This is a genomic window from Leptospira selangorensis (genome assembly GCF_004769405.1).
Classification (GTDB): Bacteria; Spirochaetota; Leptospiria; order Leptospirales; family Leptospiraceae; genus Leptospira_B; species Leptospira_B selangorensis.
The window spans coordinates 278,219-301,665 of the sequence record NZ_RQES01000019.1 but is presented as its reverse complement, the minus strand read 5'-3'; the positions used below and the strand labels follow the sequence as shown (position 1 = coordinate 301,665).

24 protein-coding genes and 2 tRNA genes are annotated in these 23,447 nt (G+C 40.9%); 13 read left to right on the top strand and 13 right to left on the bottom strand.

All coding sequences use genetic code 11. The features are described 5' to 3' along the window. The first annotated feature begins 3 nt into the window (after positions 1 to 3). The 3 genes from EHO58_RS16505 to EHO58_RS16495 all read left to right on the top strand — a co-directional run bounded on the left by EHO58_RS16505 (position 4) and on the right by EHO58_RS16495 (position 2,513). Entirely contained in the window at positions 4 to 771 is a 768-nt protein-coding gene (locus tag EHO58_RS16505; protein ID WP_135627021.1) for an ABC transporter ATP-binding protein, read from the top strand. Positions 772 to 839: 68 nt separating this feature from the next. Then, the gene (mce, locus tag EHO58_RS16500; protein ID WP_135627022.1) at positions 840 to 1,589 is read left to right on the top strand and encodes a mammalian cell entry protein Mce; all 750 of its coding nucleotides are present in this window, start codon (positions 840 to 842) and stop codon (positions 1,587 to 1,589) included. Between the two features lie 45 nt (positions 1,590 to 1,634). Further along, entirely contained in the window at positions 1,635 to 2,513 is an 879-nt protein-coding gene (locus EHO58_RS16495) for an NAD(P)-dependent oxidoreductase (RefSeq protein WP_135680652.1), read from the top strand. Here the strand turns inward: EHO58_RS16495 and EHO58_RS16490 are convergent. The 6 genes from EHO58_RS16490 to EHO58_RS16465 form a co-directional block, all read right to left on the bottom strand. Further along, entirely contained in the window at positions 2,485 to 3,045 is a 561-nt protein-coding gene (locus EHO58_RS16490; protein WP_135680651.1) for a GDYXXLXY domain-containing protein, read from the bottom strand. The genes EHO58_RS16495 and EHO58_RS16490 overlap by 29 nt on opposite strands. Continuing rightward, entirely contained in the window at positions 3,042 to 4,235 is a 1,194-nt protein-coding gene (locus tag EHO58_RS16485) for a DUF2157 domain-containing protein (RefSeq protein ID WP_135680650.1), read from the bottom strand. The genes EHO58_RS16490 and EHO58_RS16485 overlap by 4 nt, the downstream gene beginning before the upstream one ends. Before the next feature lie 98 nt (positions 4,236 to 4,333). Beyond that, the gene (locus EHO58_RS16480; RefSeq protein ID WP_135680649.1) at positions 4,334 to 5,197 is read right to left on the bottom strand and encodes a M48 family metalloprotease; all 864 of its coding nucleotides are present in this window, start codon (positions 5,195 to 5,197) and stop codon (positions 4,334 to 4,336) included. An 8-nt stretch (positions 5,198 to 5,205) separates the two neighbouring features. Continuing rightward, positions 5,206 to 6,060: a DUF2797 domain-containing protein gene (locus tag EHO58_RS16475; RefSeq protein WP_135680648.1), complete on the bottom strand. Its 855-nt coding sequence runs from the start codon at positions 6,058 to 6,060 to the stop codon at positions 5,206 to 5,208. After that, a complete protein-coding gene (locus tag EHO58_RS16470) occupies positions 6,057 to 6,659 on the bottom strand; it encodes an LIC_11883 family protein (protein ID WP_135680647.1) in 603 nt (200 codons plus the stop codon). The genes EHO58_RS16475 and EHO58_RS16470 overlap by 4 nt, the downstream gene beginning before the upstream one ends. Before the next feature lie 31 nt (positions 6,660 to 6,690). Next, on the bottom strand, positions 6,691 to 7,950 hold the full coding sequence (locus EHO58_RS16465; protein ID WP_135680646.1) for an exo-beta-N-acetylmuramidase NamZ family protein: 1,260 nt from the start codon (positions 7,948 to 7,950) through the stop codon (positions 6,691 to 6,693). A gap of 66 nt (positions 7,951 to 8,016) precedes the next feature. On the opposite strand from EHO58_RS16465, the gene EHO58_RS16460 reads away from it, so the two are divergent. Then, a complete protein-coding gene (locus tag EHO58_RS16460; RefSeq protein WP_135627030.1) occupies positions 8,017 to 9,264 on the top strand; it encodes a lipoprotein LipL46 in 1,248 nt (415 codons plus the stop codon). A 64-nt stretch (positions 9,265 to 9,328) separates the two neighbouring features. Here the strand turns inward: EHO58_RS16460 and EHO58_RS16455 are convergent, their stop codons facing one another. From EHO58_RS16455 to EHO58_RS16435, 5 genes are all read right to left on the bottom strand, one after another. Beyond that, entirely contained in the window at positions 9,329 to 9,880 is a 552-nt protein-coding gene (locus tag EHO58_RS16455) for an SRPBCC family protein (protein ID WP_135680645.1), read from the bottom strand. Positions 9,881 to 9,882: 2 nt separating this feature from the next. After that, positions 9,883 to 10,266, bottom strand: a complete 384-nt coding sequence (locus EHO58_RS16450) for an ArsR/SmtB family transcription factor (protein WP_280101468.1) — start codon at positions 10,264 to 10,266, stop codon at positions 9,883 to 9,885. 52 nt (positions 10,267 to 10,318) lie between these two features. Then, the gene (locus EHO58_RS16445; RefSeq protein WP_135680644.1) at positions 10,319 to 11,077 is read right to left on the bottom strand and encodes a hypothetical protein; all 759 of its coding nucleotides are present in this window, start codon (positions 11,075 to 11,077) and stop codon (positions 10,319 to 10,321) included. A gap of 254 nt (positions 11,078 to 11,331) precedes the next feature. Continuing rightward, positions 11,332 to 12,180: a flagellin N-terminal helical domain-containing protein gene (locus EHO58_RS16440; RefSeq protein WP_008590488.1), complete on the bottom strand. Its 849-nt coding sequence runs from the start codon at positions 12,178 to 12,180 to the stop codon at positions 11,332 to 11,334. Between the two features lie 405 nt (positions 12,181 to 12,585). After that, positions 12,586 to 13,431 (bottom strand): flagellin N-terminal helical domain-containing protein, encoded by an 846-nt coding sequence (locus tag EHO58_RS16435; RefSeq protein ID WP_008591598.1) that lies wholly within the window; start codon positions 13,429 to 13,431, stop codon positions 12,586 to 12,588. A 461-nt stretch (positions 13,432 to 13,892) separates the two neighbouring features. Here EHO58_RS16435 and pdhA point away from each other — a divergent pair, with 461 nt between their 5' ends. From pdhA to fliG, 4 genes are read left to right on the top strand one after another with little or no spacing between them, the layout of a single operon-like run. After that, positions 13,893 to 14,873 (top strand): pyruvate dehydrogenase (acetyl-transferring) E1 component subunit alpha, encoded by a 981-nt coding sequence (gene pdhA, locus EHO58_RS16425; protein ID WP_135627033.1) that lies wholly within the window; start codon positions 13,893 to 13,895, stop codon positions 14,871 to 14,873. Further along, positions 14,873 to 15,847: a pyruvate dehydrogenase complex E1 component subunit beta gene (locus EHO58_RS16420; RefSeq protein ID WP_135627034.1), complete on the top strand. Its 975-nt coding sequence runs from the start codon at positions 14,873 to 14,875 to the stop codon at positions 15,845 to 15,847. Before pdhA ends, EHO58_RS16420 begins: the two co-directional genes overlap by 1 nt. Before the next feature lie 44 nt (positions 15,848 to 15,891). Continuing rightward, complete coding sequence (locus tag EHO58_RS16415; protein WP_135680643.1) at positions 15,892 to 17,226, top strand: pyruvate dehydrogenase complex dihydrolipoamide acetyltransferase; 1,335 nt, start codon at positions 15,892 to 15,894, stop codon at positions 17,224 to 17,226. 22 nt (positions 17,227 to 17,248) lie between these two features. Beyond that, positions 17,249 to 18,268, top strand: a complete 1,020-nt coding sequence (fliG, locus tag EHO58_RS16410; protein WP_167483233.1) for a flagellar motor switch protein FliG — start codon at positions 17,249 to 17,251, stop codon at positions 18,266 to 18,268. Positions 18,269 to 18,307: 39 nt separating this feature from the next. Here the strand turns inward: fliG and EHO58_RS16405 are convergent. After that, positions 18,308 to 18,381, bottom strand: a tRNA-Asp gene (locus tag EHO58_RS16405). Between the two features lie 128 nt (positions 18,382 to 18,509). Between EHO58_RS16405 and EHO58_RS16400 the strand changes: the two genes are divergently transcribed. From EHO58_RS16400 to lysS, 4 genes are all read left to right on the top strand, one after another. After that, positions 18,510 to 19,181, top strand: coding sequence for a CDP-alcohol phosphatidyltransferase family protein (locus EHO58_RS16400; protein WP_135627037.1), 672 nt, complete (start codon positions 18,510 to 18,512; stop codon positions 19,179 to 19,181). A gap of 64 nt (positions 19,182 to 19,245) precedes the next feature. Beyond that, positions 19,246 to 19,328: transfer RNA gene (locus EHO58_RS16395), tRNA-Leu, on the top strand. Positions 19,329 to 19,382: 54 nt separating this feature from the next. Continuing rightward, the gene (locus EHO58_RS16390) at positions 19,383 to 20,018 is read left to right on the top strand and encodes a hypothetical protein (protein WP_135627038.1); all 636 of its coding nucleotides are present in this window, start codon (positions 19,383 to 19,385) and stop codon (positions 20,016 to 20,018) included. A gap of 1 nt (position 20,019) precedes the next feature. After that, positions 20,020 to 21,519, top strand: a complete 1,500-nt coding sequence (gene lysS / locus EHO58_RS16385) for a lysine--tRNA ligase (RefSeq protein ID WP_135627039.1) — start codon at positions 20,020 to 20,022, stop codon at positions 21,517 to 21,519. A 40-nt stretch (positions 21,520 to 21,559) separates the two neighbouring features. On the opposite strand, the gene EHO58_RS16380 is transcribed toward lysS, so the two are convergent. After that, entirely contained in the window at positions 21,560 to 22,105 is a 546-nt protein-coding gene (locus tag EHO58_RS16380; RefSeq protein WP_135680642.1) for a hypothetical protein, read from the bottom strand. Positions 22,106 to 22,218: 113 nt separating this feature from the next. Here EHO58_RS16380 and serA point away from each other — a divergent pair, with 113 nt between their 5' ends. Then, complete coding sequence (serA, locus tag EHO58_RS16375; protein WP_135627041.1) at positions 22,219 to 23,442, top strand: phosphoglycerate dehydrogenase; 1,224 nt, start codon at positions 22,219 to 22,221, stop codon at positions 23,440 to 23,442. The last annotated feature ends 5 nt before the right edge of the window (positions 23,443 to 23,447 follow it).

The following is a 23,447-nucleotide window of genomic DNA, read 5'->3' as shown; positions in this document are numbered from 1 at the left end:
GTCATGGAAGAATACGCAATTGAACTAATTAATCTGCATAAGGCTTTCGGCCAGAGAAAGATCCTAAAAGGAATGAATCTCCAAGTAAAAAAAGGAGAGACCTTGGTTGTACTTGGACCTTCCGGAACTGGAAAGTCAGTCACCTTAAAACATATCACAGGTCTATTAGATCCGGATGCAGGAGAATGTAAGATCTTCGGAGAAAAAATTTCAGGCGCAGAAATTCCGGAAAGAGAAAGGATCCGTTCTAAAATGGGTGTTCTATTCCAGTCCGGAGCACTTATCAACTGGATGACTGTTTTTGATAACGTTGCACTCCCCTTGAGAGAGCATAAATTATATCCTGAAGATGAGATCCAGCGGATCGTCGCCGAAAAACTTAGGTTAGTGGATATGACGGTGGCAAAAGACAATTTTCCGAATGATATCTCGGGCGGTATGAAGAAGAGAGCCGGTCTTGCAAGAGCGATCGCTTCCAATCCTGAAATCATTTTATATGATGAGCCTACATCCGGTCTGGATCCAGTTATGTCGAACGTAATCAACGAGTTGATTATTCGGATCAAAAAGGAGACCGGTGCGGCTCAAGTGGTGGTCACTCATGATATGTCCAGTGCATACATGATAGCCGACCGCATTTCATTTTTTTACGGTGGACAGGTATTATTTACGGGAACTCCGGAAGAAGTGCAGAATTCTCCAAACGAATTTATCCGTCAGTTTATCAACGGGCACACAAAGGGACCAATGATTCTGGAAACTAAGAATTGAAACCTGGGTCCTAGGAGAATATTCTGGATAAAAAGTCCGATATATATAGTAAGAGTTTTGGATCCTAAATGAAATCCTTTCGTTATCTTTTAGTAGGTGCTATCTTTTCCGTCGCCTTGGTCGTCGTAGGTTATTTTACCGTTATGACAGAAGGTGGCCCCGTTCAAAAAAGGGGAGAATTCCTAAAGATCAATTTCAAAAACTCAGAAGGGATCAAGGTAGGAAACAAGGTCACCGTCCAAGGCGTTCCATTCGGTTATGTTTCCAATATTCGACTCATCCAAATAGATGAAAATGGAGCAGTACTTCCCGCTGGAGAAGTGGGAGTCGCCACAAGGGTCGAAGTTACTATTCTTCTAAAAGAACCTGTACGTTTGTACGAAAATTATGATATTGCAATACGTAACGAAAGTTTACTTTCCGGGCGAGTGATTTCTATAGATCCAGGGACTTCCGAATCTACGGAAGAAGGTAAAGGTGCTCCAAGGACCTTCCAAGTTGTGGATTATAAATCCGGGGCTGCTTCTTTAAAAGGAAGAGTACTACAGGATCCACTTGTTTCTCTTTCCGAATTGATCGCAGAAAATAGAGGAGATATACGAAAAACTTTCTCTAACGTAGCGGATATCACTACTAAGATCAATAGCGGAGATGGGACCTTAGGCAGGTTAATTAACAGGGACGATCTTCATACGAATGTGAATACCGTATTGACGGATGCACAGATTGTTCTACGAGAACTGAGAGAAGGTCTGGAAGATACCCGCGAGCAAGCCCCTGTCACAAGCTTTATCCGCGCAGCACTCAGCTCTTTCTAAAACCTTTTTCTTGCCAAATCCGGTTATATGCGGGAGACTTTCCCAATGTCTTCTCGTAAAATTGCAATTATCGGAACTGGAATCATGGGCAGAGGGATTGCAAATAATCTCTCGAAAGAAGGTCATTCTCTCCAGTTATATGCTCGTTCTCCGGAAAAAATCCAAGATCTAAAGTCAGATAATATTTCCATTTACGGAAATATTCAAGAAGCAGTAAAAAATTCTGAAATTATAATACTCTGCCTAACGGAAGACCATGTGGTAGAAGAGTCGGTATTTTCCTCAGGACTTTTGGAAACAAAGGCAAAATATGTGATCGATATGGGCACCACCTCCCCTTCTCTCACTTTAAAACTAAATAATACATTCCAAAAACAGAATATTCAATTCTTAGACGCTCCTATGACCGGTTCTAAAAATGCTGCCAGAGATGGTCAGATTTTATTTATGGTAGGGGCAAAATCAAAAGCAGAGATTCAAGATATTTCATTTATATTCGAGGTCTGCGGTAAGAATACCGTATATTGCGGAGAAGTGGGAGACGGACAGAAAGCAAAAATCGCTCTCAATATGGTACAGGCAGGGATCTTTCAAGTTTATATGGAAGGTTTCCTATTGGCGAAAAGCCAAGGTATAGATCCTTCTATCTTAAAATCTATCTTAGAACAATCCGCTGCTAAGTCTGGAATTTCAGAGTTTAAGTTTCCATTTGTATTCTCTGGAAATTACGAAACCCATTTTGCTTTGAAAAATATGTATAAGGATCTCAAACATGCACTCTCTTTAGGAAAGGAATCCGGAACAGAGCTTTCACTCTGCTCCGGTTTGGATGAGATTTACCGCGCCGGCATGGACGCGGGCTTTGGCGAGAAAGACTATTGTAGCCTGAACGAGGTTACTGCGAAGATACCTCCGGCCAAATAATCTTTTCGATCAGACCATTTCCATTTTCGTCTATTCTCAATTGGATTTTGGCTCCTGGCTCTCGGAGTTTTTCCTCTAGCTCTTTTGCGCTCGCTTCCGGAATAAAGTATTTGCGGAAAGGATAATTAAAGTTTCCGTAATTACATTCTCCTTTGACGTAATTCCAACATGATGTATCGTTTTTGAGTTCGTTACAATCCGAATAAAAACGAATTTCATACTCGGATGGTTCTCTGGAATCAAAACATACACAGGTTTCTTTTTTAGTCAGCTTGCTTCCGTCCGTTGTAGCAGCGACTGACTCAACCGAAGAAGAAACGTAATCTCCCTTTTGGCAGATATCATCCGAATATTTTCGATCTATCTGAAATCTTAGATATTGCCCGGAAAGTAAATCTCTAGGATCATATCCTGTAATCGGAAGGATCAGAATTTTTCCATTCCTAAGATCGAATTCCCTCTCTAAAGCAACTGATGCTAAAACGATAATCGGTAAAAATACCGCAAGAACTGAAATGCTAAACTTCTTCATATTCCTAGCTCCTCTTCTTCTGCAAAGAGTTGATTCGCAGCATCTCTGATCTTTTCTCTCATCCTAAATACTAAGATACTGAAACCTAAAATAAACGCTCCGGAAACTATCAGTCCAATTCCTGTTGCGAGTAAACTTCCGAATACTTCCAGATAGACTGATACGAATCGAAGACCTAAAATCAAAAGAGATAGATCAAACCATCTTCTGGATTGGAAAAATAAGAACGTAAACGGGATCCAAGACAGAAAGAAAAATACCATAGCTGGATATTTTCCATACCAATGAAACAACTGAGGATAATTCAAAAATCCTAAGAAGAGTCCTGAGATGGAAAGTAATATGATCTTTCTGCGAGAGAAACGTTTTCTGAAAATCTGAGAAACTGCGATTAACAGAATTGGAAGAAGTAAAGGCCAATACCAAGAAAAAGGTAAATCATATCTTCTGGCAAATTCAGGATCCTGATCTACGTTAGGAATATCATGAGTCTCGAAACTTCCCCAAATGGAAGAAGTTAAGAAAAAGCCGAAAGCCCAAAGTAAAAAAGGATTCACTAGGATAGAAGTTTTACTCTCTTTAGTTTCCAACCTTCTCTCCGTAAAGATCGCAATCCCGGCAAATAGCCAAGAAGCTATAAAGAAGAAGAGAGAAAAATAATGGCTTCTTTCTTTCCAACCGATATCAGGATGATTGTCTATCCAACTCAAGAACGAAGAACTGAATACTGCAATCCAAAGATGCTGCAATACCCTACCCGGATACATGATCACAAGTAAGATCGTAATTCCGGACCAAAGTAGTAGAGCCTGGTATAATTTTCCTTGGGTATGATAAATCTGGGAGACCAGACCGATATTCGCAAAAAATAATACACAAAGAAGTAAAACCAAAAGATAACGAATTGTATCGTTCCAAATCTCTTTACTTTGAGAATATAAGATTGCAATCCCTATCCCCGAAAGAAGTGTAAAACTTGCGACCAATTTAACCGAATAATGTATCTTATCCCAATTAGCAGCCACCATTGCGATGACTCCGAGTCCTATGACTACGATCCCTAAGGCTAAAAAGGAATAGAATACATAAGGAATTTTTTTAGAATCTTCGAATTTGAGAATGGACTCTGCCTGGGTCTGGCTAATGAGTCCGGAATCCACCCAAGTTTTTAATTTTTTCTTCCAATTCATAACGCGAAAGTTATCTAAATGGAATCAAAATCAGTCAATCTTTCTTTCTAGATTTTACCGATAGAATCAAGGGTTCTGAACGTTTATCAGACGAAGAATCAGTCTTCTTCTTTAGTTCCTAATGATTTTTCTATATTACTGCGGTATCTTTCTTTAAAATAAGATTTTGCATTTGGAGCACCTATCTTAGCATCTTTCAGTCTTTTTTCGTTTGCTGAAATTCTATCCTCATCCAATGGGTGAGTGCTCAAATATTTTTCCAGAGGAATATCCGTACCCTTTAACTCAGGATTTACCTTCTTCTCTTTTTGGATATCTTTGAAAAAGTCTGCGATTGCTCCCGGATAATAGGGAGTGGATCTCATATAATCAAATCCGTATTCGTCCGCTTCTTCTTCCATAGAGCGAGAATTTGCAAGACCCAATAGATTTGTAGAAAGACCAGCTATATCCGCCGCATGTTGTGCCAGATCAGGGCCCAATACATAAGAAAGTACAAAGTATAATGCAAAGTATAAAGTAAGATTCGTAGATAATTGTTTGGTAGAATGTCTTCTTTCCGCATGAGCAATTTCGTGAGAAAGAATTCCCGCAAGAGTAGCCTCATTTTTTACGAAATGAAGAAGACCCGTATATACGAATATATAACCTCCAGGCGCACAGATCGCATTGATTACCTTATCATCATCTATTATGGTTACTTTATATTTGAAATCATCCTTGTAATGGATGGATTTGGATTTTAAGATACGATCAACTATGGATTGAAGATATTTTTCTAAAGATTTGTCTTTATAAATTTCACCATGACCTTCGCCCGTTACAGCCGCCTTGTAAAATTGTTCTCCCAAAAATCGATCTACATCTAAAGGAAAAATAATATCAACCATCCAGCCGCAGCCTTGGAGGGAAAAAAGTAAAAATAGGACCAGGAAATATTTGCGAATAGAAGTTTTACTCATAAGATAACTTACTCCGAATACAAACGGATTTCGTAACCGCCATAGGCGCGGATATTGATAACTACATCCTCGAATAAAAGATATTGCCCTTTTATCCCGAGTAATTTGGAATCTATTTCTTTCTCCTTGTCCGGAGAGAAGGATTTGGATTTTTTGGGATATTCTGAAATAGGATAACTTAATTTTGTAATATTCTGTTCATCGGACTCATTATACGGAACCCCAAGATCCCAGGAATCCAGAACTTCAAGCAATTCTTTCTTTTTGGAAATCAGATCGAATGGGACAGAATCTTCCGTTACCATCTTTTGCCATTTGGTTTTATCATCTATAACCGTGGTAAATTGTTTTTCAATAAGACCTGCATCACGTCTGGAAGAAACTTCTAAAAGTGGAATTGCTTCTTGCGCCCCCTGGTCCACCCAACGATTGGAGACCGGTTTTTCCCGAGTGATCCCCACTTTCAATCCGCTCGTATTTGCAAGATAGACTGTATGTTTTTGGAAGCAATAACCTTCTCCCCATTCAGGTTCCCTACAAGTTCCCAAATGAAAATGACAGGTCTCAGGACGAAGAATACATAGATCATTCTCAGCTAATGTTTGGAAGCAGTTAAAACAACTTCCTTGGTTGAAACTTTTGCTTGTGACTTTTCCACAATTCACACAACGGATCTTTCCGGTAAATTCCAGTTTTATTCTTTTACCTACAAGACTTCCGATCTTAAAATTTGCAGGAACAAGTTGTTCCTTTTGTTTTCCGGATTCTGAAGAAGGATAAGAAGCTACTACCCAGATATATTCTACCGGGTTAATACCTTCGTGGTCCATCATTCGTAGGAAACCGGAAGAGAGTTCTTTCATGGAAAAAAATATTCCTTACCACCGAGTGGTCGTAACTTCGCATCCACTTTGACGGTTAGAATAGTGCTTAACTCCTGGCCTTTCCAGTCAAAAACCACTATTTTGTCTTCGTAAGAATAATGACTTAGCCTTCCATCCGTATGATAGAATAATTTCAAATCACTCTGCCCTTCTTTTCCAGGAAGAGAAAGTACGCCCTTACCTGCGAGTGTTCTTCCCTCATACCATTTTGCTTTTACCGGGATAGAAGGTATCGTTTTATTAGGGGTCAAACCGTTTGTAGTAGAAGTAGCGCTCGGAGTTGCAGGTTCAGAACTTTCCGCTAATTTAGCTTCGAATGTAGAAACTTTTAATAATGCACATTGGAAATTTCCCTCTAATACCGGAAAATCATGGGCGCATGGAGTTTCTTTTACATACAATTCTTGGTCAAAGTAAGCGCCTGTGCGAACACTTTGCGCGATCTTAGCGAATGCATAAAATTTCAAACGACCTAAAACTTCTTTTAAACCGTATTCTTTCCATTCTCCAATTTCATTTTCCGCGAAAAGGGAGAAGGAAAAACAAAACAATATTATAACGACGAATCTAGTTCTCATAATCTATCTTTCGAAATTTATCTATAAAACATTAGTAGATCAGATATTTTTGGATCAATCTATTTGTAGAAGATTCAGATTCCGCATAAGAAGCCTTAAATTGTTCGTATGTAAGACCTGCATCCACAGATTCTCTGAATTTTTCGGTTCCCCATAAAAAATCTATATTATGGGATCCGTCCGCATACTGTCTCCATTTGAAATCCTTATATTTCTTTTTCATAATGGTTGTTAAGTTATACGCCATTCGAATCGGATCATATTTACGATTTACAACAGTTAAACGAAGACCCCTGCAAATTTCTCCTTTAAAAGGACCGAAAACCGGTTTAAAGAATACACTTTGGTAATAATAATCACCTTTGCTATCTTCATTCAATTCATTGATAATATCTTCAGGCTCATTCATCCAAGGAGCACCGAAATATACGAAAGGAGCTTGAGTCCCTCTTCCTACGGAAACATTCACTCCCTCTAATAAAACTAAACCTAGATAATTCCTTGCAGAATCTAACATAGGAAGATTCGGAGAAGGAGTAGACCAAGCAATACCTTCTCTCTCCCAATCAAATCCCCTTTTCAAATTCTCAGGAGAAATGATATCCAGTTTCACTTTTCCACCTAGATATTCTCCATTATAGAATGCGGCAGCTTCTCCCAAAGTCATTCCGGTGAAAAATAAAGAAGGAAATTCTCCTGCGAAGTTTAAAAACTTCTTCTGTATACCTTCTCCCCTTGCGCCTAAATATAATGCCGGGTTTGGGTGATCCAAAAGAATAAACTTAGTGTTCGGATCGGGCAAATTATCCATCAAACGTTTGAGAACGCTTAAGTATGTATAACAACGCATTCCCATATCAACAACATCGAACACAACTGCGTCCGCACCTTTCAGGATTGCGGGGATTTCCGAGTTTTTAACCTTATAAATATGATAGATAGGAAGCTGAAATGTTTCATCCATTGTGACTGGAGATTTACTAAAGTCTTCTTCCAGTCCTAAAAATCCGTGTTCAAGTCCGATCAAATGTTTGATCTTAACTTTTTTATCCTTAAATTCTTTTAAGATCTTCTCAGGATGTCTCCCGATACCGGAAGGATTTGTAACAAGCACAACGGATTTACCTGCAAGACTAGGAAGGACTTGCTCGTAAAAGGAAACTTCGGCTGGAATAATTTTAGATTTAGAAATATGACTTCTGGATGACGCTTCTACGCAGGAGCCTGAGGAAATTGTCAGAAAAAAAATGAGTAAAGTTAGGATTTTTTTGTTTCTTTCTTTGAACCGCATGTAAGATACCTTATTTGTTCAGTAAATAGACAGAATTCAATACATCAAGGAGAAAAAGGAAGCGATATGGCAAAGCTGTCCATCCTGCGGATTACCGCTCTCACACTGATTTTAGGTTTCACTTTTGCATGCGCTACGGGAGACGGATCTCGTCGCAAGAAAAAAGAAGATTTCACTAGAGAAGGAAATACGATCACAGTAACCGGCGAGGCTCCGATTTACAACGGTGACATTGCGAACGCAAAACAAAGAGCGATCAAAGACGCTAAAGTAAATGCGGTTCGTAAAGTAGTCGGTGAAGAAATTTCAAATAAAAGCCAAGCTTCCGATGGAGAAAGTTTAGGCTCTAGTCTACTTTCCAAAACGGATGCATTCGTTAAATCTTATGATATCGTAGCCGAAGACCAAGGCAAGATCGATACTCAACCGATCTTAAAACTTACAGTTCGTTGTACGATCGAAGAAACGAAACTTTCCACTGCAGTCGAAGGACTTCTTGCTGATGTAGGAAATCCAAGAATCGTAGTTTTAGTTCCTTCTAAAGTAGGCGGAGCACCGGTTGCTCCTTTAAGCAATGGTAATATTGCAGAAGCAGAGATTATCAAAGGACTTAAAAAAGCAGGAAACAAGATCGTAGATCCTGGAACTGCTTCTAAAACAGTTAAACCTTCCGGCTTGAATGCGGATGCAGTAAACTCTTTGGATGCTGGAGCTGCGATTTTGATCCAAGCTCAATCTTCCGGAGCAGAAGTACTTGTAGTAGGATCTGTTGAAACAGAAGATCAAACACCTGTAACCGCAATCGGTGGAAAACAATTGGATAGACCTCTATTCAATACTGCGGCTACCGGACCTTATAAAGTAATCCTACTTTGGGGAGACGGAAAAGTGGTAGCATCCGGAAACGGAGATGCTCGTGGAGCGGATATCACTCAGAAAGTTTCCAGAGAAAAAGCACTTGCTGGCTGGGCAGAAGACGTAACCAAAAAAGTAAACAAACAACTTAAGGAAGAATGGTTTAATCTCACTGAGAACAATACTATCATTCTTAAGTTTACAGGTTTGGATGCAGATGAGTCCACTAAATTCAAAGATGATCTCGCAGAATTGACTGCTGCAAAAGACATCAATGTTAGAACTAGCAATGTAAGCGGCTCAGAGTGGGAAGTTACCTACCCTGGAAAAGACGCACTTTTTATGGACGAATTAGTCTATAAAAAAGACAGAGGGTTCACTTTCTTAGCTACTAAGAAGATGAATGTTAAGTCCGCTGCAAGAGGTGTGGTTACCTTGGAGTTTACTCCGAATAAATAATCGGTTTAACGATCGATTAAACAAAAAGCCGGCGAGTATTCGTCGGCTTTTTTATTTTAAGCTCTTATTTCTTAGCGATACTTTTCAATTTTTCACCATAAGCAGTTTCATGTTGGGTAAATGTCTGCCAGAATTTAGGGACCGATTCCTTATAAATTTTAGAAACCAGAATATCCAAATGAGTATGCCAACCGGAAGAAACCATAAGTTTACCGAACTCATCGGTGAGTTTATAATGGCGGAGAGTTAAAAGAACATCTTCTCCCTTCTCAACTAGTTCGAAGCTAACTTCAGAATTTGGATGCCAGGTAAAGCTTAAAAACCTAGGAGCATCGATTGCAGTAATCGTTTCTACTCCACTGATACCGTTTTCCATTTCCTTAAATCTATCCGGGTAAGTTTTTTCATCAGAAAGTGAAGAATGCAAAAAGTTTAATTCCACTTTTCCGCCCACCTTTAATTCCATAGTTCCGGAAGCAAGCCAGGTGCCACGCTTTTCAGAATCAGTTAAATATTCCCAAACAGTTTCTATCGGTCCGGGCAATAATCTTTGGAAACGAACTTCTGCCTCCGAAGTAAAGGTTCCATATGTTTTGTTTACAGATAGATCTTTCATCACTATCTTCTCCCCTTTCTCATTTTATTGGCTCTCAATTCCTTTTCCAGAAGATCCAGTCTTCCTTCCCAGAAAGTTTTTGCTCTATCAATCCAGTCTTGAATCTCTTTCCAACCTTTGTAATCCAAGGAGTGGATCCTTCTTTGACCATCCACTCTCACTTGGATCAGATTACATTCTTTCAAAACCTTAAGATGTTGGGAGATAGCAGCGGCACTTATATCAAAATGCCCTGCGATTTCTCCTGCTCCCATTTCACCTTGGAATAGTAGTTCTAAAATTTTGCGTCTGGTCGGGTCCGCAATCGCATCTAAAGCCTGCATAATCAAATATTTAAGTATATACTTAATTAAGTCAATACTTAAATACGAGATATGACGACCCATAGAAAAAAATTATTCTAAGGATCGGTGAGATGGATGAAAGAAAAACTAGGATTTAACGAAGTAAAAATTGAAATGCGTAAGTGTTTTTAGGATCAAGTTGGAGGGTTTTACAAAGATAAAAACGATTCTTGTCCTTATCTTTTAGATAATAAGCGGTTTCGGTCAGATAAGCATAGTTTTCTATCACGGATGGATGAGGACCTTGACTTCCGTCAGTGGTCATGGTTCCTCCGAAAAGAGATAGCTCCAAATATGATTCAGCAGTTTGCCACTCCGCCCTATCTAAATAAATTGTAGCAATTTTCCACTCCACATCATTAAAACCCAAAACTATAACTACTTCGTCTTTTTTTCGGACGCCGTCCTGCACATCAATTTCATGCTGAATACGTTTATGCAGATCCAAATAGAATGCGAGAAGTTTGTCTTCCTTCCCTCTATGTTGCAGACTCCAATACCAGGATTTGGCATATAATTCTCGAAGACTTAAATCCTGATCATACTTGGAGAGAAAGGGTTGTAATAAAGCCTTTACCTCGGAAAACTTTTTTGCCTGGTAATCATAGAGAGCCTTATCCCAGATTTTTCGATTTTCGCTTAAAAAGTTTTCATGAGCACCGGCGGGTACGGAATATTCCAAAAACCTTGTTACCGAAAAACTCCCCTTTCCTTTCATTACTGAGAAGTAATATGGATTTTTAGTATCGGAACAATCTAAGGTAAATGGTTCCGACCCGGTTTTTTTGCCGGAATTAGTGGTCGCACAATTTAAACCGAATAGTATCGCAAAAATAAATAAGCCTCGGAACATTCCATTCTACCTAAAGGAAAAGATGCTCGAGAATTTCCATAAATTAGCCAAAAGAGTCAAGCGAAATCATTCAACCTTGAAAGGTGATTATTTCCCTCACGAATATAATATTACCTGTATTTTTTTAGCATTCATTGTTTAGAAAAATCGAATTTAGACGAAGAAGTAAATAGGAAGAATTTATATAGAGATCTCGAATCATGAGATAAAAAAAGCCACCGGAGTTTTCATCCGGTGGCGCCTGTTCCCGAAAACTACATTTGTAGAAGTTTGAGGACCGAATTCGGTTTTAGGTTTGCTTGCACTAACATCGCCGTACCACTCTGCACGAGTATTTGTTTTGTAGTTAGAGCAACCATCTCCTCCGCCATATCAGCGTCACGAATTCTGGACTCGGAGGCTTGCATATTCTCATATGCTGCCATGAGACCTTTTGCGGAATGTTCCAGCCTATTAAAATAAGCTCCCATATCCGCCCTCTGCTTCATGATCTTTCCGAGCGCAGCATCGGCTAAGCCGATCACTTCATTCGCTTCCCCAGGAGAAGAAACCGCAATCGGTCTACCATCTGCCTTGGTAAGCTTTAAAGCTCGGGAAGTCATAGTTCCAATGAAGAACCTTTCCCTTTGGTTCTGGTTCGGTCCCATATGGAACCACATAGAAGCTCTTTTGGAACCTCTAGCGAAGTCACCTTCGAACAATTTGAATCTATTGAACTCTGCTTGAGAGGCAATACGATCCACTTCGTCGACAAGGGCGGAAACTTCCACCTGAACCAATTGTCTGTCTTCGGGGCTGTAAATCCCATTCGAGGTTTGGATGGCCAAAACCCGGATTCTTTGGATGATATCCGAAGACTGTTGAAGGAATCCTTCCGCAGTCTGGATGAAACTCATCCCATCTTCCGTATTTCTCTCCGCTTGTCTCAGTCCGTTGATCTGCGTTCTGAGTTTTTCGGAGACAGCCAAACCCGAAGCATCGTCACCGGCAGAATTGATCCGCATGCCGGAAGACAAAGCTTTCATGGTTTTATCCACAGCTAGCTCGTTGAACTTCAGAGAGCGGTGAGAATTCACCGCACTCAGGTTGTGATTGATAATCATCCTACACTCCTTGTAGAGAGTTTCCGGAGGATCTCCCTATCCTCCGATCGGACATGACCTGTCCGGTGCTCCGGGATGGACCCGGTCGGACCACCCGACAGGTCATTTTCTCCCGAGGAGAATGGATGTTTTCAATCAACCGCAAGAGCGCAAAACTACGTTATGCGATCCTACAAAAGTACAATAAGCTTTAGGTTATTACTAACCCGGTTCGGTTTCTTCGGAATTCCTCCTTGGAAAAGGAACCGGAAAAAAATTGGGGAAAGAAGAATATTAGACCCGACGTTTTTCCTGTACCTTTTCATTAGGTCCGTAGACGACGATAGCCGCATAAGCGGCTTCGGAGTTCTACAGAAAAGTTCCCGGTGCGGGAGCATCACTGCTCCCGCTGCCGGAAAGTCCTAATTACCTAAGTAACTGGAGGACAGACTGAGGTCTTACGTTAGCTTGTGCTAACATTGCAGTTCCTGATTGAACCAAAATTTGGTTCTTAGTGAATGCAACAGTTTCCTCTGCCATATCCGCGTCCCTGATTCTCGACTCTGAAGCTTGGATGTTCTCGTAAGCTACCATTAGGCCTTTAGATGCATGCTCTAAACGGTTATAGTAAGCTCCAAGATTTGCTCTTTGTTTGTTGATTTTCATTAAAGCATCGTCAAGAAAGCCGATTGCTTCGTTAGAAAGTTCAGCAGTAGAAAGAGTCAAAAGTGTTCCGTCAGACTTGATCAAATTCAGAGCCTTAGCGGTCATAGTTGCGATATAAACACGTTCCCTCTGGTGCTGGTTCGGTCCGATGTGGAACCACATAGAAGCGGTTCTTGATCCACGAGCGAAATCGCCTTGGAGCAATGCCATCTTGTTAAACTCTGCTTGGGAGGAAATGCGATCAATTTCGTCTATGAGCTGAGAAACTTCTACCTGGATCATCTGACGGTCTTCTGCACCGTAGATACCGTTGGAAGATTGGATAGCAAGTACACGGACCCTCTGGATGATATCATTAGTTTCCTGCAGATATCCTTCAGTTGTTTGGATCAGGGACATGCCGTCCTCAGTGTTTCTCTCCGCTTGGCGAAGTCCTTTCACCTGAGTTCTCATTTTCTCGGAAACGGCTAGACCGGATGCATCATCCCCGGCGCGGTTGATACGCATACCGGAAGAAAGTGCCTCCATGTTTTTCGCCACTTCGTTGTTCTGGAACTTCAGAACGCGGTGGGAGTTAATCGCGGCTAAGTTATGGTTAATGATCATTTGTTTCCTCCTTGAAACTGAGATCATGAGCCCGGCGTCCGTGCCGGGATCTGTGCTGGTTTGGTTTTGGTCTTTTTTTTATATGTTTAAATGAAGGCTGAGATCCGGGATAAACCTAGAAATTCAGGGTTTCCTTCAGATATATCTTCGGTGAAGGACCTGGCCTAGATTAATTTTAACGAAAATGGAACTTTTTGTAGATTTTAGCTAATTTTCGCTGATTTTCAGCGATTTTTAAAGAAGAGAAGAAAAGGAATCGTAGATTTTTTGTAAAAAAAATTCAGCTTTTTAGGGCTCATCTAAAGGTTCGATCGAATCGGAAATTTCCATAAGCATTTTTTTAGAAAAAGAAGCTCCCCTTCTCCGCATCTGAGCATTTTTCAAAAAATTTCGGAAATCAGTTTGCATATCCTAGTTCTAAGAAGATATTTTGCGATTGTTTTCGTATTTCCTAAAGTACTATGAGCCAACCTAAAACAAAAAAAGAAACCGAAGATCTACTAGAATTATACAGACAAATGCTTTTGATCCGCCGCTTCGAAGAAGCTTCCGCAAAAGCGTACAGCATGGGCAAAATCGGCGGCTTCTGCCATTTGTACATCGGTCAAGAGGCAGTGGGCGTGGGGGCAATCTCCGCTTTAGAGCAAAAAGATTATATAGTTTCCACCTATAGAGATCATGGCCATGCACTCGCCAGAGGATTAGAACCAAAATCCCTCATGGCAGAATTGTATGGAAAGAAGACTGGGATCGTATCCGGAAATGGTGGCTCCATGCACTTCTTTGATAAAAAGAAAAACTTCATGGGAGGGCATGGGATCGTAGGTGGGCATATCTCCCTCGCAGCTGGGATCGCATACGCCTCCAAGTATCGCGAAGACGGCGCAGTTACATTATGTTTTTTTGGAGAAGGTGCTGCAAACATAGGATCCTTTCACGAAGGAATGAACTTGGCCGCTATCTGGAAACTCCCTCTTGTTATGATCTGTGAAAATAATCATTATGCAATGGGAACTCCTGAGTATAGAGCTCTCTCGGTCAAAGATGTTTCCGTAAGAGCGACAGCCTATGATATCGCAAGAGATCATATAGAAGGTGATGAAGTCCGAAAAGTAAGGGACCATGTTAAGGTTGCCGTGGAAAGAGCAAGGAGAGGAGAAGGTCCTACCCTAATGGAAATTTCCACATATAGATTCAGAGGCCACTCTATGTCGGACCCTGCAAAGTATAGGACCAAAGAAGAATTAGATAAATATAAACAAGGTGATCCTCTTATCAAAGCGGAAAAGGATCTACTCTCCGCGGGCTGGGCCCAAGAAGAATTAACCAAGATGGACGAAACCATTCTTAAAACCGTCGAAGAGTCGGTAGACTTCGCCGAAAAAAGTGAAGAACCTCCTCTTGGCTGGCTCTACAAGCATGTTTATGCGGAGAACGTATAATGGCAGTACTCACATACAGAGAAGCACTCAATCGTGCCATGACGGAAGAAATGGAGAAGGATCCGAATATTTTTCTCATGGGAGAAGAAGTAGGACATTATGAAGGAGCCTATAAAGTTTCCCAAGGAATGCTCGCTAAGTTCGGAGAAAAACGAGTCATCGATACTCCAATTTCAGAGAACGGTTTTGCTGGAGTCGGAATTGGGGCTGCTATGGTAGGACTTAGACCGATCATAGAATTTATGACCTGGAACTTCTCACTTGTTGCAATTGATCAGATCATTAACTCCGCAGCTAAAATGAATTATATGAGTGCGGGACAATTTCCGATCCCGATCGTTTTCAGAGGAGCCGGTGGTGCCGGAGGAAGACTTGCCGCGCAACACTCGCAATCCTTCGAAAGTTGGTACGCACATATTCCAGGGCTCAAGGTTCTTGCACCCTACACTCCTGCAGATGCTTACGGACTCTTAAAAACTTCCATCCGAGACAATAACCCAACCATTTTTATAGAGAGCGAAGTACTATATGGCTCCAAGGGAGAAGTTCCCGAAGGAGAATTTTTGATCCCGATGGGAAAATCGGATATCAAAAGAGAAGGTACACAACTCACAATTATCAGTTGGTCTAGAGCCCTAATGTATGTTCTTCCCGCAGCGGAAAAACTGGCAAAAGAAGGAATTTCTGTAGAAGTTTTAGATCTAAGAAGTATAAGACCTTTAGATGAAGAAGGAATTTTGGCTTCGGTCAGAAAAACGAATAAAGTGCTTATAGTGGAAGAAGGTTGGAATGTGGCAGGATTCGGGGCACAAGTGGCTTATTTAATCCAAAAAGAAGCGTTCGATTATCTGGATTCTCCAATTGAAAGAATCACCCAGGAAGATGTACCTATGCCTTACGCGGCAAACTTGGAAAAATCCTCCCTTCCGAGCGAAGAAAAAATAATCAAAAAAGTCAGAGAAATGATTCAGTAAATCATAATATTTGAATATTATTATATTATAAATAGGAAAAATAGATGGCAAAAATTTCCGAAATGACCCAACTTTCCCCGACGATGTCGGAAGGTGTTTTGGTAAAATGGCTAAAGAAGAAGGGTGACTCAGTCGCTCCCGGAGAAATATTAGCCGAGGTCGAAACTGACAAAGCGGTCATGGAAATGGAGGCATTCGATTCCGGGGTAATTTTGGAAATTTTAGCCCAGGAAGGAGCCAAACTTCCCGTGGGAGCCCCAGTTGCAATTATAGGAAAAGCGGGAGAAGATATCACTTCCTTACTTTCAGAAGCAAAATCCAGATCTTCCGCATCGGTCGCTTCTCCCCCGGCTTCCGCGCCAGCTTCTACTTCTGCTCCCTCACCTTCTCCGAGCCAAGCACCTAAAAAAACGGAAACTGTAGTATCTTCGACAACTCCAAAACTCGAGGAAGAAGAAGTTTCCCCTCCTAAAGAAAGTCCAGTTTCCAGAGGACTTTCTCCTTCCGCATTAGAAGGAAGGGTCAAAGCTTCCCCTTTGGCAAAACGTTTAGCTCAGGAAAGCGGAATTGATCTTTCTAAAATTCGAGGAAGCGGACCAGACGGGAGAATTATCAAACGGGATATTGAAAACGGGATCTCTGCATTTTCGTCTAGCGGAATATCTCCATTTGCTGGAGAAATTGTGCAAGAAGAGAAACTTCCAATTTCTGGAATGAGAAAAACAATCGCATCAAGATTGGTTCACTCCAAAACCCACCAGCCTCATTTCTATTTGGATATGGAAATTGATGCGGATGCACTTGTTCATCTAAGAGAAAACTTCAACTCCGATCTAAAAGAATCAGGAGAAGAGATCAAACTGAGTATAAATGATTTTATCATAAGAGCTTCTGCGCTTGCGCTTCTAAAAGTTCCTGAAGTAAATTCTTCCTGGAGAGAAGATCATATTCTTAAACATGGAAGAGTGGATATAGGTGTAGCAGTTTCTATCGAAGGTGGTTTGATTACCCCTTATGTTAGGAACGCAGACAAAAGGTCTGTTTTGGAAATCGGTAGGACGGTAAAAGAGCTTGCTTCCCGTGCAAGGGAACGAAAACTCAAACCGGAAGAGTTTTCAGACGGAACCTTCACTGTTTCCAATTTGGGAATGTTCGGAGTGAATCGTTTTGCAGCGGTGATCAACGAACCTGAGGCCGCGATCCTCGCAGTAGGAAACGTGGTATCTAAACCGGTAATCAAAAACGGAAGTATAGTCCCCGGAAAAACTCTTTCAGTCTGCCTTTCCTGTGATCACAGAGTGGTAGACGGTGCGGTGGGAGCCGGTTGGTTGGAAGTGTTTCGAAATTTTCTGGAACATCCTCTTCGGTTACTTGCCTGATTTTTTAGTGGGCAAAGAAGCAGTGGATCAGGATTCCAATCTTAAAATAAGAGACCAAAAAGTTAAAAAAGCAGCAATGCTACTTCTATCCTTAGATAAGGATGCTGCTGCCAAGGCATTAGCCCAATTGGACGAGAAGTTGATTGAAGAGATCGTCCAGGAAATGGCAAAGATCAAAACAATCAGCAAGTCCGAAAAAGAAGCAGTCCTTTTAGATTTCCAAGGTTCGCTCAAAGATCTGGCTGCCGAATCCAGAGGCGGAATTGAAACCGCACGAGAATTACTCCAAAAGTCTTTAGGCAAAGAGAAATCCGAAAACATATTAGGAAAACTGGATAGAAAGGACACTGAGGAAGATTTTTCCTTTTTAAATGATGCGGAACCGCAAACTCTCGCTCACCTGCTCGCTCCGGAACATACACAAACGATCGCAGTCACTCTTGCATTTTTACACCCTAAAAAAGCCGCTGAAACACTTAAGTTTTTACCAAAAGAACTTCAGAGTAAGGTAGCGTTAAGACTTGCAAATACTACTAAAACACATCCGGATGCAATCCGTCAGATCGCAAAAGTCCTGAAGAAAAAATACGAACAAAGAGATAAATCCGAATTCAGCGAAGCAGGAGGAGCAGAGGCTCTCGCAAATATCCTGAATCATATGGATAAATCTCTGGAAGAAACAATTCTAAAAGAATTGGAAGAACAATCGCCAGAACTTGCTTCTCAAGTCCGTGAAAAATTATATACTTTCGAAGATGTACTTCTACTGAACTCTAAAGAAATGAGACAGCTTATCAATCGTATTGCAGACGATGATTTGATCGCGATCGCACTCAGAGGAGCTTCCGACCAGATTAAAGCCCATTTCTTCGAAGCAATGTCCAAAAACAGAGCCAACGATATTTTAGAAAGTATGGATATCCGAGGAAAAGTAACCTTAAAAGAGATCACAGATGCAAGGAACAGTATTCTTACCGCTTTGCGTGATCTGGAAGAGATTGGGGAGATTATTATTAAAAAGGACTCGGAAGAGTTTATCTAATCCACTTCGAGTCACAGTCTAGTTGATTGTTGGGAATTTCGGAGCTGACGGGACTCGAACCCGCGACATCCTGCGTGACAGGCAGGCACTCTAACCAGCTGAGCTACAGCTCCTTTTATGAAGAACATAATTTCTGAGCGGGCTCAGGGGTCAATTCGTTTATCTGAAAAAGGGATGAATTTTTAAGTCCCTTCCATAGCCTTTCCAATAGCGGAGTTTTTCCGACCAACGGCTTTCTTAGATGCTTCACGAAAAAAAACCAAAGGATTTACTCGAAGAGAGGGTGTTTACTCTTTCAAATTTTCTTTCCGTCTCTAGAGTTTTACTTCTTCCTTTTTTTATTCAATTCACTCGCAAACATATCGAGTCTCCTCGTAACGGCGAATATTTATTTTTGGCAATAGGCACCTGTGTTCTTGCAGTACTGACAGATTTTCTAGACGGTTTTCTAGCCCGGCTACTCTCTCAAGAATCAGTCTTGGGAAAATATCTGGATCCTATCTGCGATAAATTCGTTACCATCGGTGGACTTTCTGTAATCGTTCATTATTACCAGTTCCCTTTATGGATTCTTCTCATCTATATCCTAAGAGAAATTTTAGGAGTTTGGCTAGGAGGCTTCCTATATTTAAAAAGAGGGATCCAAGGAAAACCGAATTGGTGGGGAAAGATTGGAGTCGGTCTTGTTGCGGCAGCAGTCCTTTGGTATATGACCTTACCTTTGGTAGGACCTACTTTACCTGAGAATCATTTCTTCCAACATCCTGAATATTCAGGTTATGTATTAGTTCTGATCTTAAGTATTGGAGTAGTCGCTTATTCTAAAAGATATTGGAATATAGTGTTCCATCCGGAAAAATTCATCTTGGATCCGGAAGATAAAAAGCAGAAGAAAAAGTACGAACTGGTCTGAACTCCAGCCTCCGTTGAATTTCCTTGACACCGGAGCCTAGCCACCCATTCTGTCAATCGCGACCGCTCGGGTGGTGGAATTGGTAGACACGCAAGCTTGAGGTGCTTGTGCCGGTTCGGTGTAGGGGTTCGAGTCCCCTCTCGAGCATCGTCCTACCTCAACTCCTTCCTCCATTTCGAAAAACCAACCCTCGGTAGAACTATGGCATCGGGTGCTCTCTCCGTTAAAGATTTTTTAGATAAAGCCAAACTTGTTTCTTACGGCTTTTTCGGATTATTGATCCTATTTCTGATCTTATTCTTCTCTTCTCCTTACCTTTTAATATCAAAAGCGGATCCTAAAAAATCGGACGCACTCGTATTAGAGGCAATCGAAACAGGCAAAAAAGATAAATTCAAACAAGCAGCTGCTTTATGGAAGAAGGGCCTCGCTCCTGTGATCGTTATCCTACATTCTCCACCCAACCAAGATTCCGATCTGGGACTTGTCGGAGATCCTACTTCCTCCTTACAAACCTATTTGGTTTCCTTAGGAGTAGATGAGACCAAGATCTTAGTTTATACTGTAGAATCAGGTCCTCAGGAATTCCCTAAAACTCTCTTAAAGATCGCTTTGGATCGTCAGTGGAAAACTTTTCTTTTGATAGGAAAAGAATACGATTCTGCAACCTTGTTAAAATTATATAGAAACGTTCTAGAACCTGCGGGAATTTATATCGCTGTCTCCAAAGTAAGCGAAGGAATCGGAGCCTGGGATTGGTTTACAAAACCAAAAAGCCTAGAATCCATCTTAGGAAGACTCTCGAAACATTTATATTTGATACTATTAGGAAATTAAAATGTCCCAAGACTTAAAAGAAACAAACGAACTCATCCAACAAAGAATCGAAAAAATCAAAAATCTAAAGGAGAAGGGTGTAGATCCCTACCCTATCAGATTTTTCCCCGATTCGGATTCAGCATCTTTAATAGAGATGTATTCGAAAACTCCTACAGGACCTGAGAAAAAATTTCTATTAGGCGGACGTTTGCATTCCAAACGTGTAATGGGAAAAGCAAGTTTTGCCCATTTAAAAGATAAGTCCGGAGTCATCCAACTTTATGCAACCAGAGATGATCTAGGAGAAGAGAATTATACTCTTTTCAAAAGTTTGGATTTAGGAGACCTGATCGGGATAGAAGGTTATCTTTTCCAAACCCAAAAAGGAGAGACTACTCTTCATTTAACTTCGGTTACATTACTTGCAAAATGTGTTCGCCCTCTTCCGGTAGTAAAAGAGAAAGATGGAGTTATTTACGACGCCTTTGCAGATGTGGAACAAAGATACAGAATGCGTTATGTGGACTTAGTAGTAAATGATAACGTCAGAGAAACATTTATCACTCGTAGTAGGATAGTATCCGAGATCCGTAATTTCCTAACTTCCGAAGGATTTTTGGAAGTGGAAACCCCAATGATGCAACCGATCGCCGGTGGTGCAGCAGCAAGACCATTCGTCACTCATCACAATACATTGGACATGCAATTATTCTTAAGGATCGCCCCTGAATTATATCTAAAACGTCTGATCGTAGGTGGACTAGATCGAGTATTCGAATTGAACCGCAACTTTAGGAACGAAGGAATTTCTACCAAACATAACCCTGAATTCACCATGATGGAAGCATATATGGCTTATGGTGATATGGGAAAAATGTTAGAGCTAACTGAAAAACTGATCACTACTGTTGCCCAAAAGATCTGCGGAACTCTTAAGATCAAATACGGAAACGATTTAGTAGATCTTAGCCCTCCTTGGAGAAGAGTGAAATATGTGGATATTATCAAAGAATATTCAGGGATCGATTTCTCTCAGGTAAAAACTCTGGAGGAAGCAAAAGAAAAAGCAAGTTCCGTAAAAGTGGATGCAAGTAAATGTACTTCTATCTGGAAAGTAGCGGACGAGGTATTCTCCGAAAAAGCGGAACCAAATCTGATCCAGCCGGTATTTGTTACTGATTATCCTAAGGAACTTTCTCCATTAGCAAAATCGAATCCTGAAAATCCAGGTTATGTAGAAAGATTCGAGCCTTATATAGTAGGTAGAGAGATCGGAAATGCATTCTCAGAGTTGAATGATCCATTCGATCAAAAAGAAAGATTCGAAGATCAGGTAAAACAAAGAGAAGCAGGAGACGACGAGGCATTCATGATGGACGAGGATTATATCCGAGCACTTGAATATGGAATGCCACCTACTGGAGGTCTTGGGATCGGGATAGACCGTTTAGTGATGTTACTCACAAATTCTCAATCTATTCGAGACACCATATTATTCCCGTTGATGAGACCGGAATAAGAGTTTTTATAAAAGCCCGAGAGTTGCTCGGGCGTAAATCTTAATGATTTGTGATCGTTAGTTTCGCCTGAGAATCTAACTTTTCTTTTAAGTCTTTCAATAACGATTTCAAACTGTCTGTATTGGAAGAACTTAGAGTAAATGTGCTCGTATTATCACGAGAAGAAAAGCTGAACTGAACTTCTTTCGCGGAGAGTAATTTGTCGGCTACATCTGCAGGAAGAATAGAGACTACACGAACAGTATCTCCGTAATCTGTAGAGGTCTTTCTAAGATTATGCCAAGTTTGATCTAACTTCATAGAGATCCCGATCGGAAAACTTTCTTCGAAGGAGCTCATATAGTATTCCAAGAAGATCGGCTTCTCCCCTGTTTTGTTTACCAGAATCCCTTTAAAATTCAAAGACCCAGGTTTTCCCACGCTGCAGAAAATCGCCCCGGGACAAATAGGACCACTTCTGAAAAGTGTCTGCTCCACAACCGGTTCAGGAAGGACTTGGACCCGAGCCGAGCAGGAATTGAGTAAAATAGCAAAAAATATGGCAAAGATAGAAACTTGTAAAAAAGAGAAATTAGAACGGATCATTAAAAAGCGGTCTCCTTTGTGATTTCCATTCCATTCTTCTCACCATCTCTCAAAGGTGAAGTAAAAAATCCGTTTTCAGAGAAGCCAAGGATACGTTCCATGGTAATAGAACTATGATTTCCTACCCGAAAGAAAAGATAAACGTCCTCCTCTTAGAGAATGTACACCAAGACGCATTCCAACTCTTTCAAAAAGACGGTTTTAATGTCCGCCTTCTCCCCCAAGCATTGGGCGAAGACGAACTTTCGAAAGAAATCGAGAACATTCATGTTCTGGGGATCCGAAGTAAAACCAATCTAACCGCACCAGTTTTAGCCAAGGCAAAACGACTTATGACCGTGGGTTGTTTCTGTATTGGGACAAACCAAGTGGATTTAGCGGAAGCGGAGAAAAAAGGGATCCCGGTATTCAACGCACCTTATTCAAATACCCGTTCGGTTGCTGAACTTGTAATTGCAGAAGTTGTAATGTTAGCAAGAAGAGTACCTGACCATATCCGAAATACTCACGCTGGGATCTGGAATAAAATCTCTAAGAACTGTTTTGAGGTCCGAGGAAAAACTCTTGGGATCGTAGGTTATGGGCATATCGGAAGCCAGGTTTCCGTGCTTGCGGAAGCAATGGGTCTAAAAGTGGTCTATTATGATACGCAGACAGTTCTTCCTTTAGGAAATGCGACACCTATCAATTCTTACGAAGAATTACTTTCTGTTTCCGATTTTGTTACCTTTCATGTGCCTGAACTTCCCGAAACAACAAATCTTTATGCTGCTAAAGAAATCAAGGCCACAAAAAAAGGAGCTTATATCATCAATCTTTCCAGAGGAAAGGTTGTGGATTTAGAAGCACTTGCCGAGGCAATTAAGTCCGGCCATATCGCAGGTGCAGGTGTGGATGTATTTCCACAAGAACCTGAATCCAATAGTGATCCATTCATCACTCCTTTGCAAAATTTGCAAAACGTAATATTGACCCCTCATATTGGCGGTTCCACCGAAGAGGCTCAGAAAAATATCGGGACGGAAGTTGCTTCTAAACTTTTGAAGTTTGTAAACAACGGTTCCACTACTTTTGCTGTGAACTTCCCGAATATAGAATTGAATCCAATCCCACAGGGAATGTATAGAATTCTGAATGTTCACAAAAACCAACCTGGGTTCTTGAAGGATATTAACAGTATGGTTTCCGAAATTGGAGCAAATATCAGCTCTCAACATTTAGGAACCAGCGCGGAAATTGGTTATCTTTCTATGGTAATCAATATGAGCGTGGGTGATGAATTGAAAGAAAGAATAGAAAGACACCCTGGGTCGATCAAGACCAGAATTCTTTACTAAAGTTT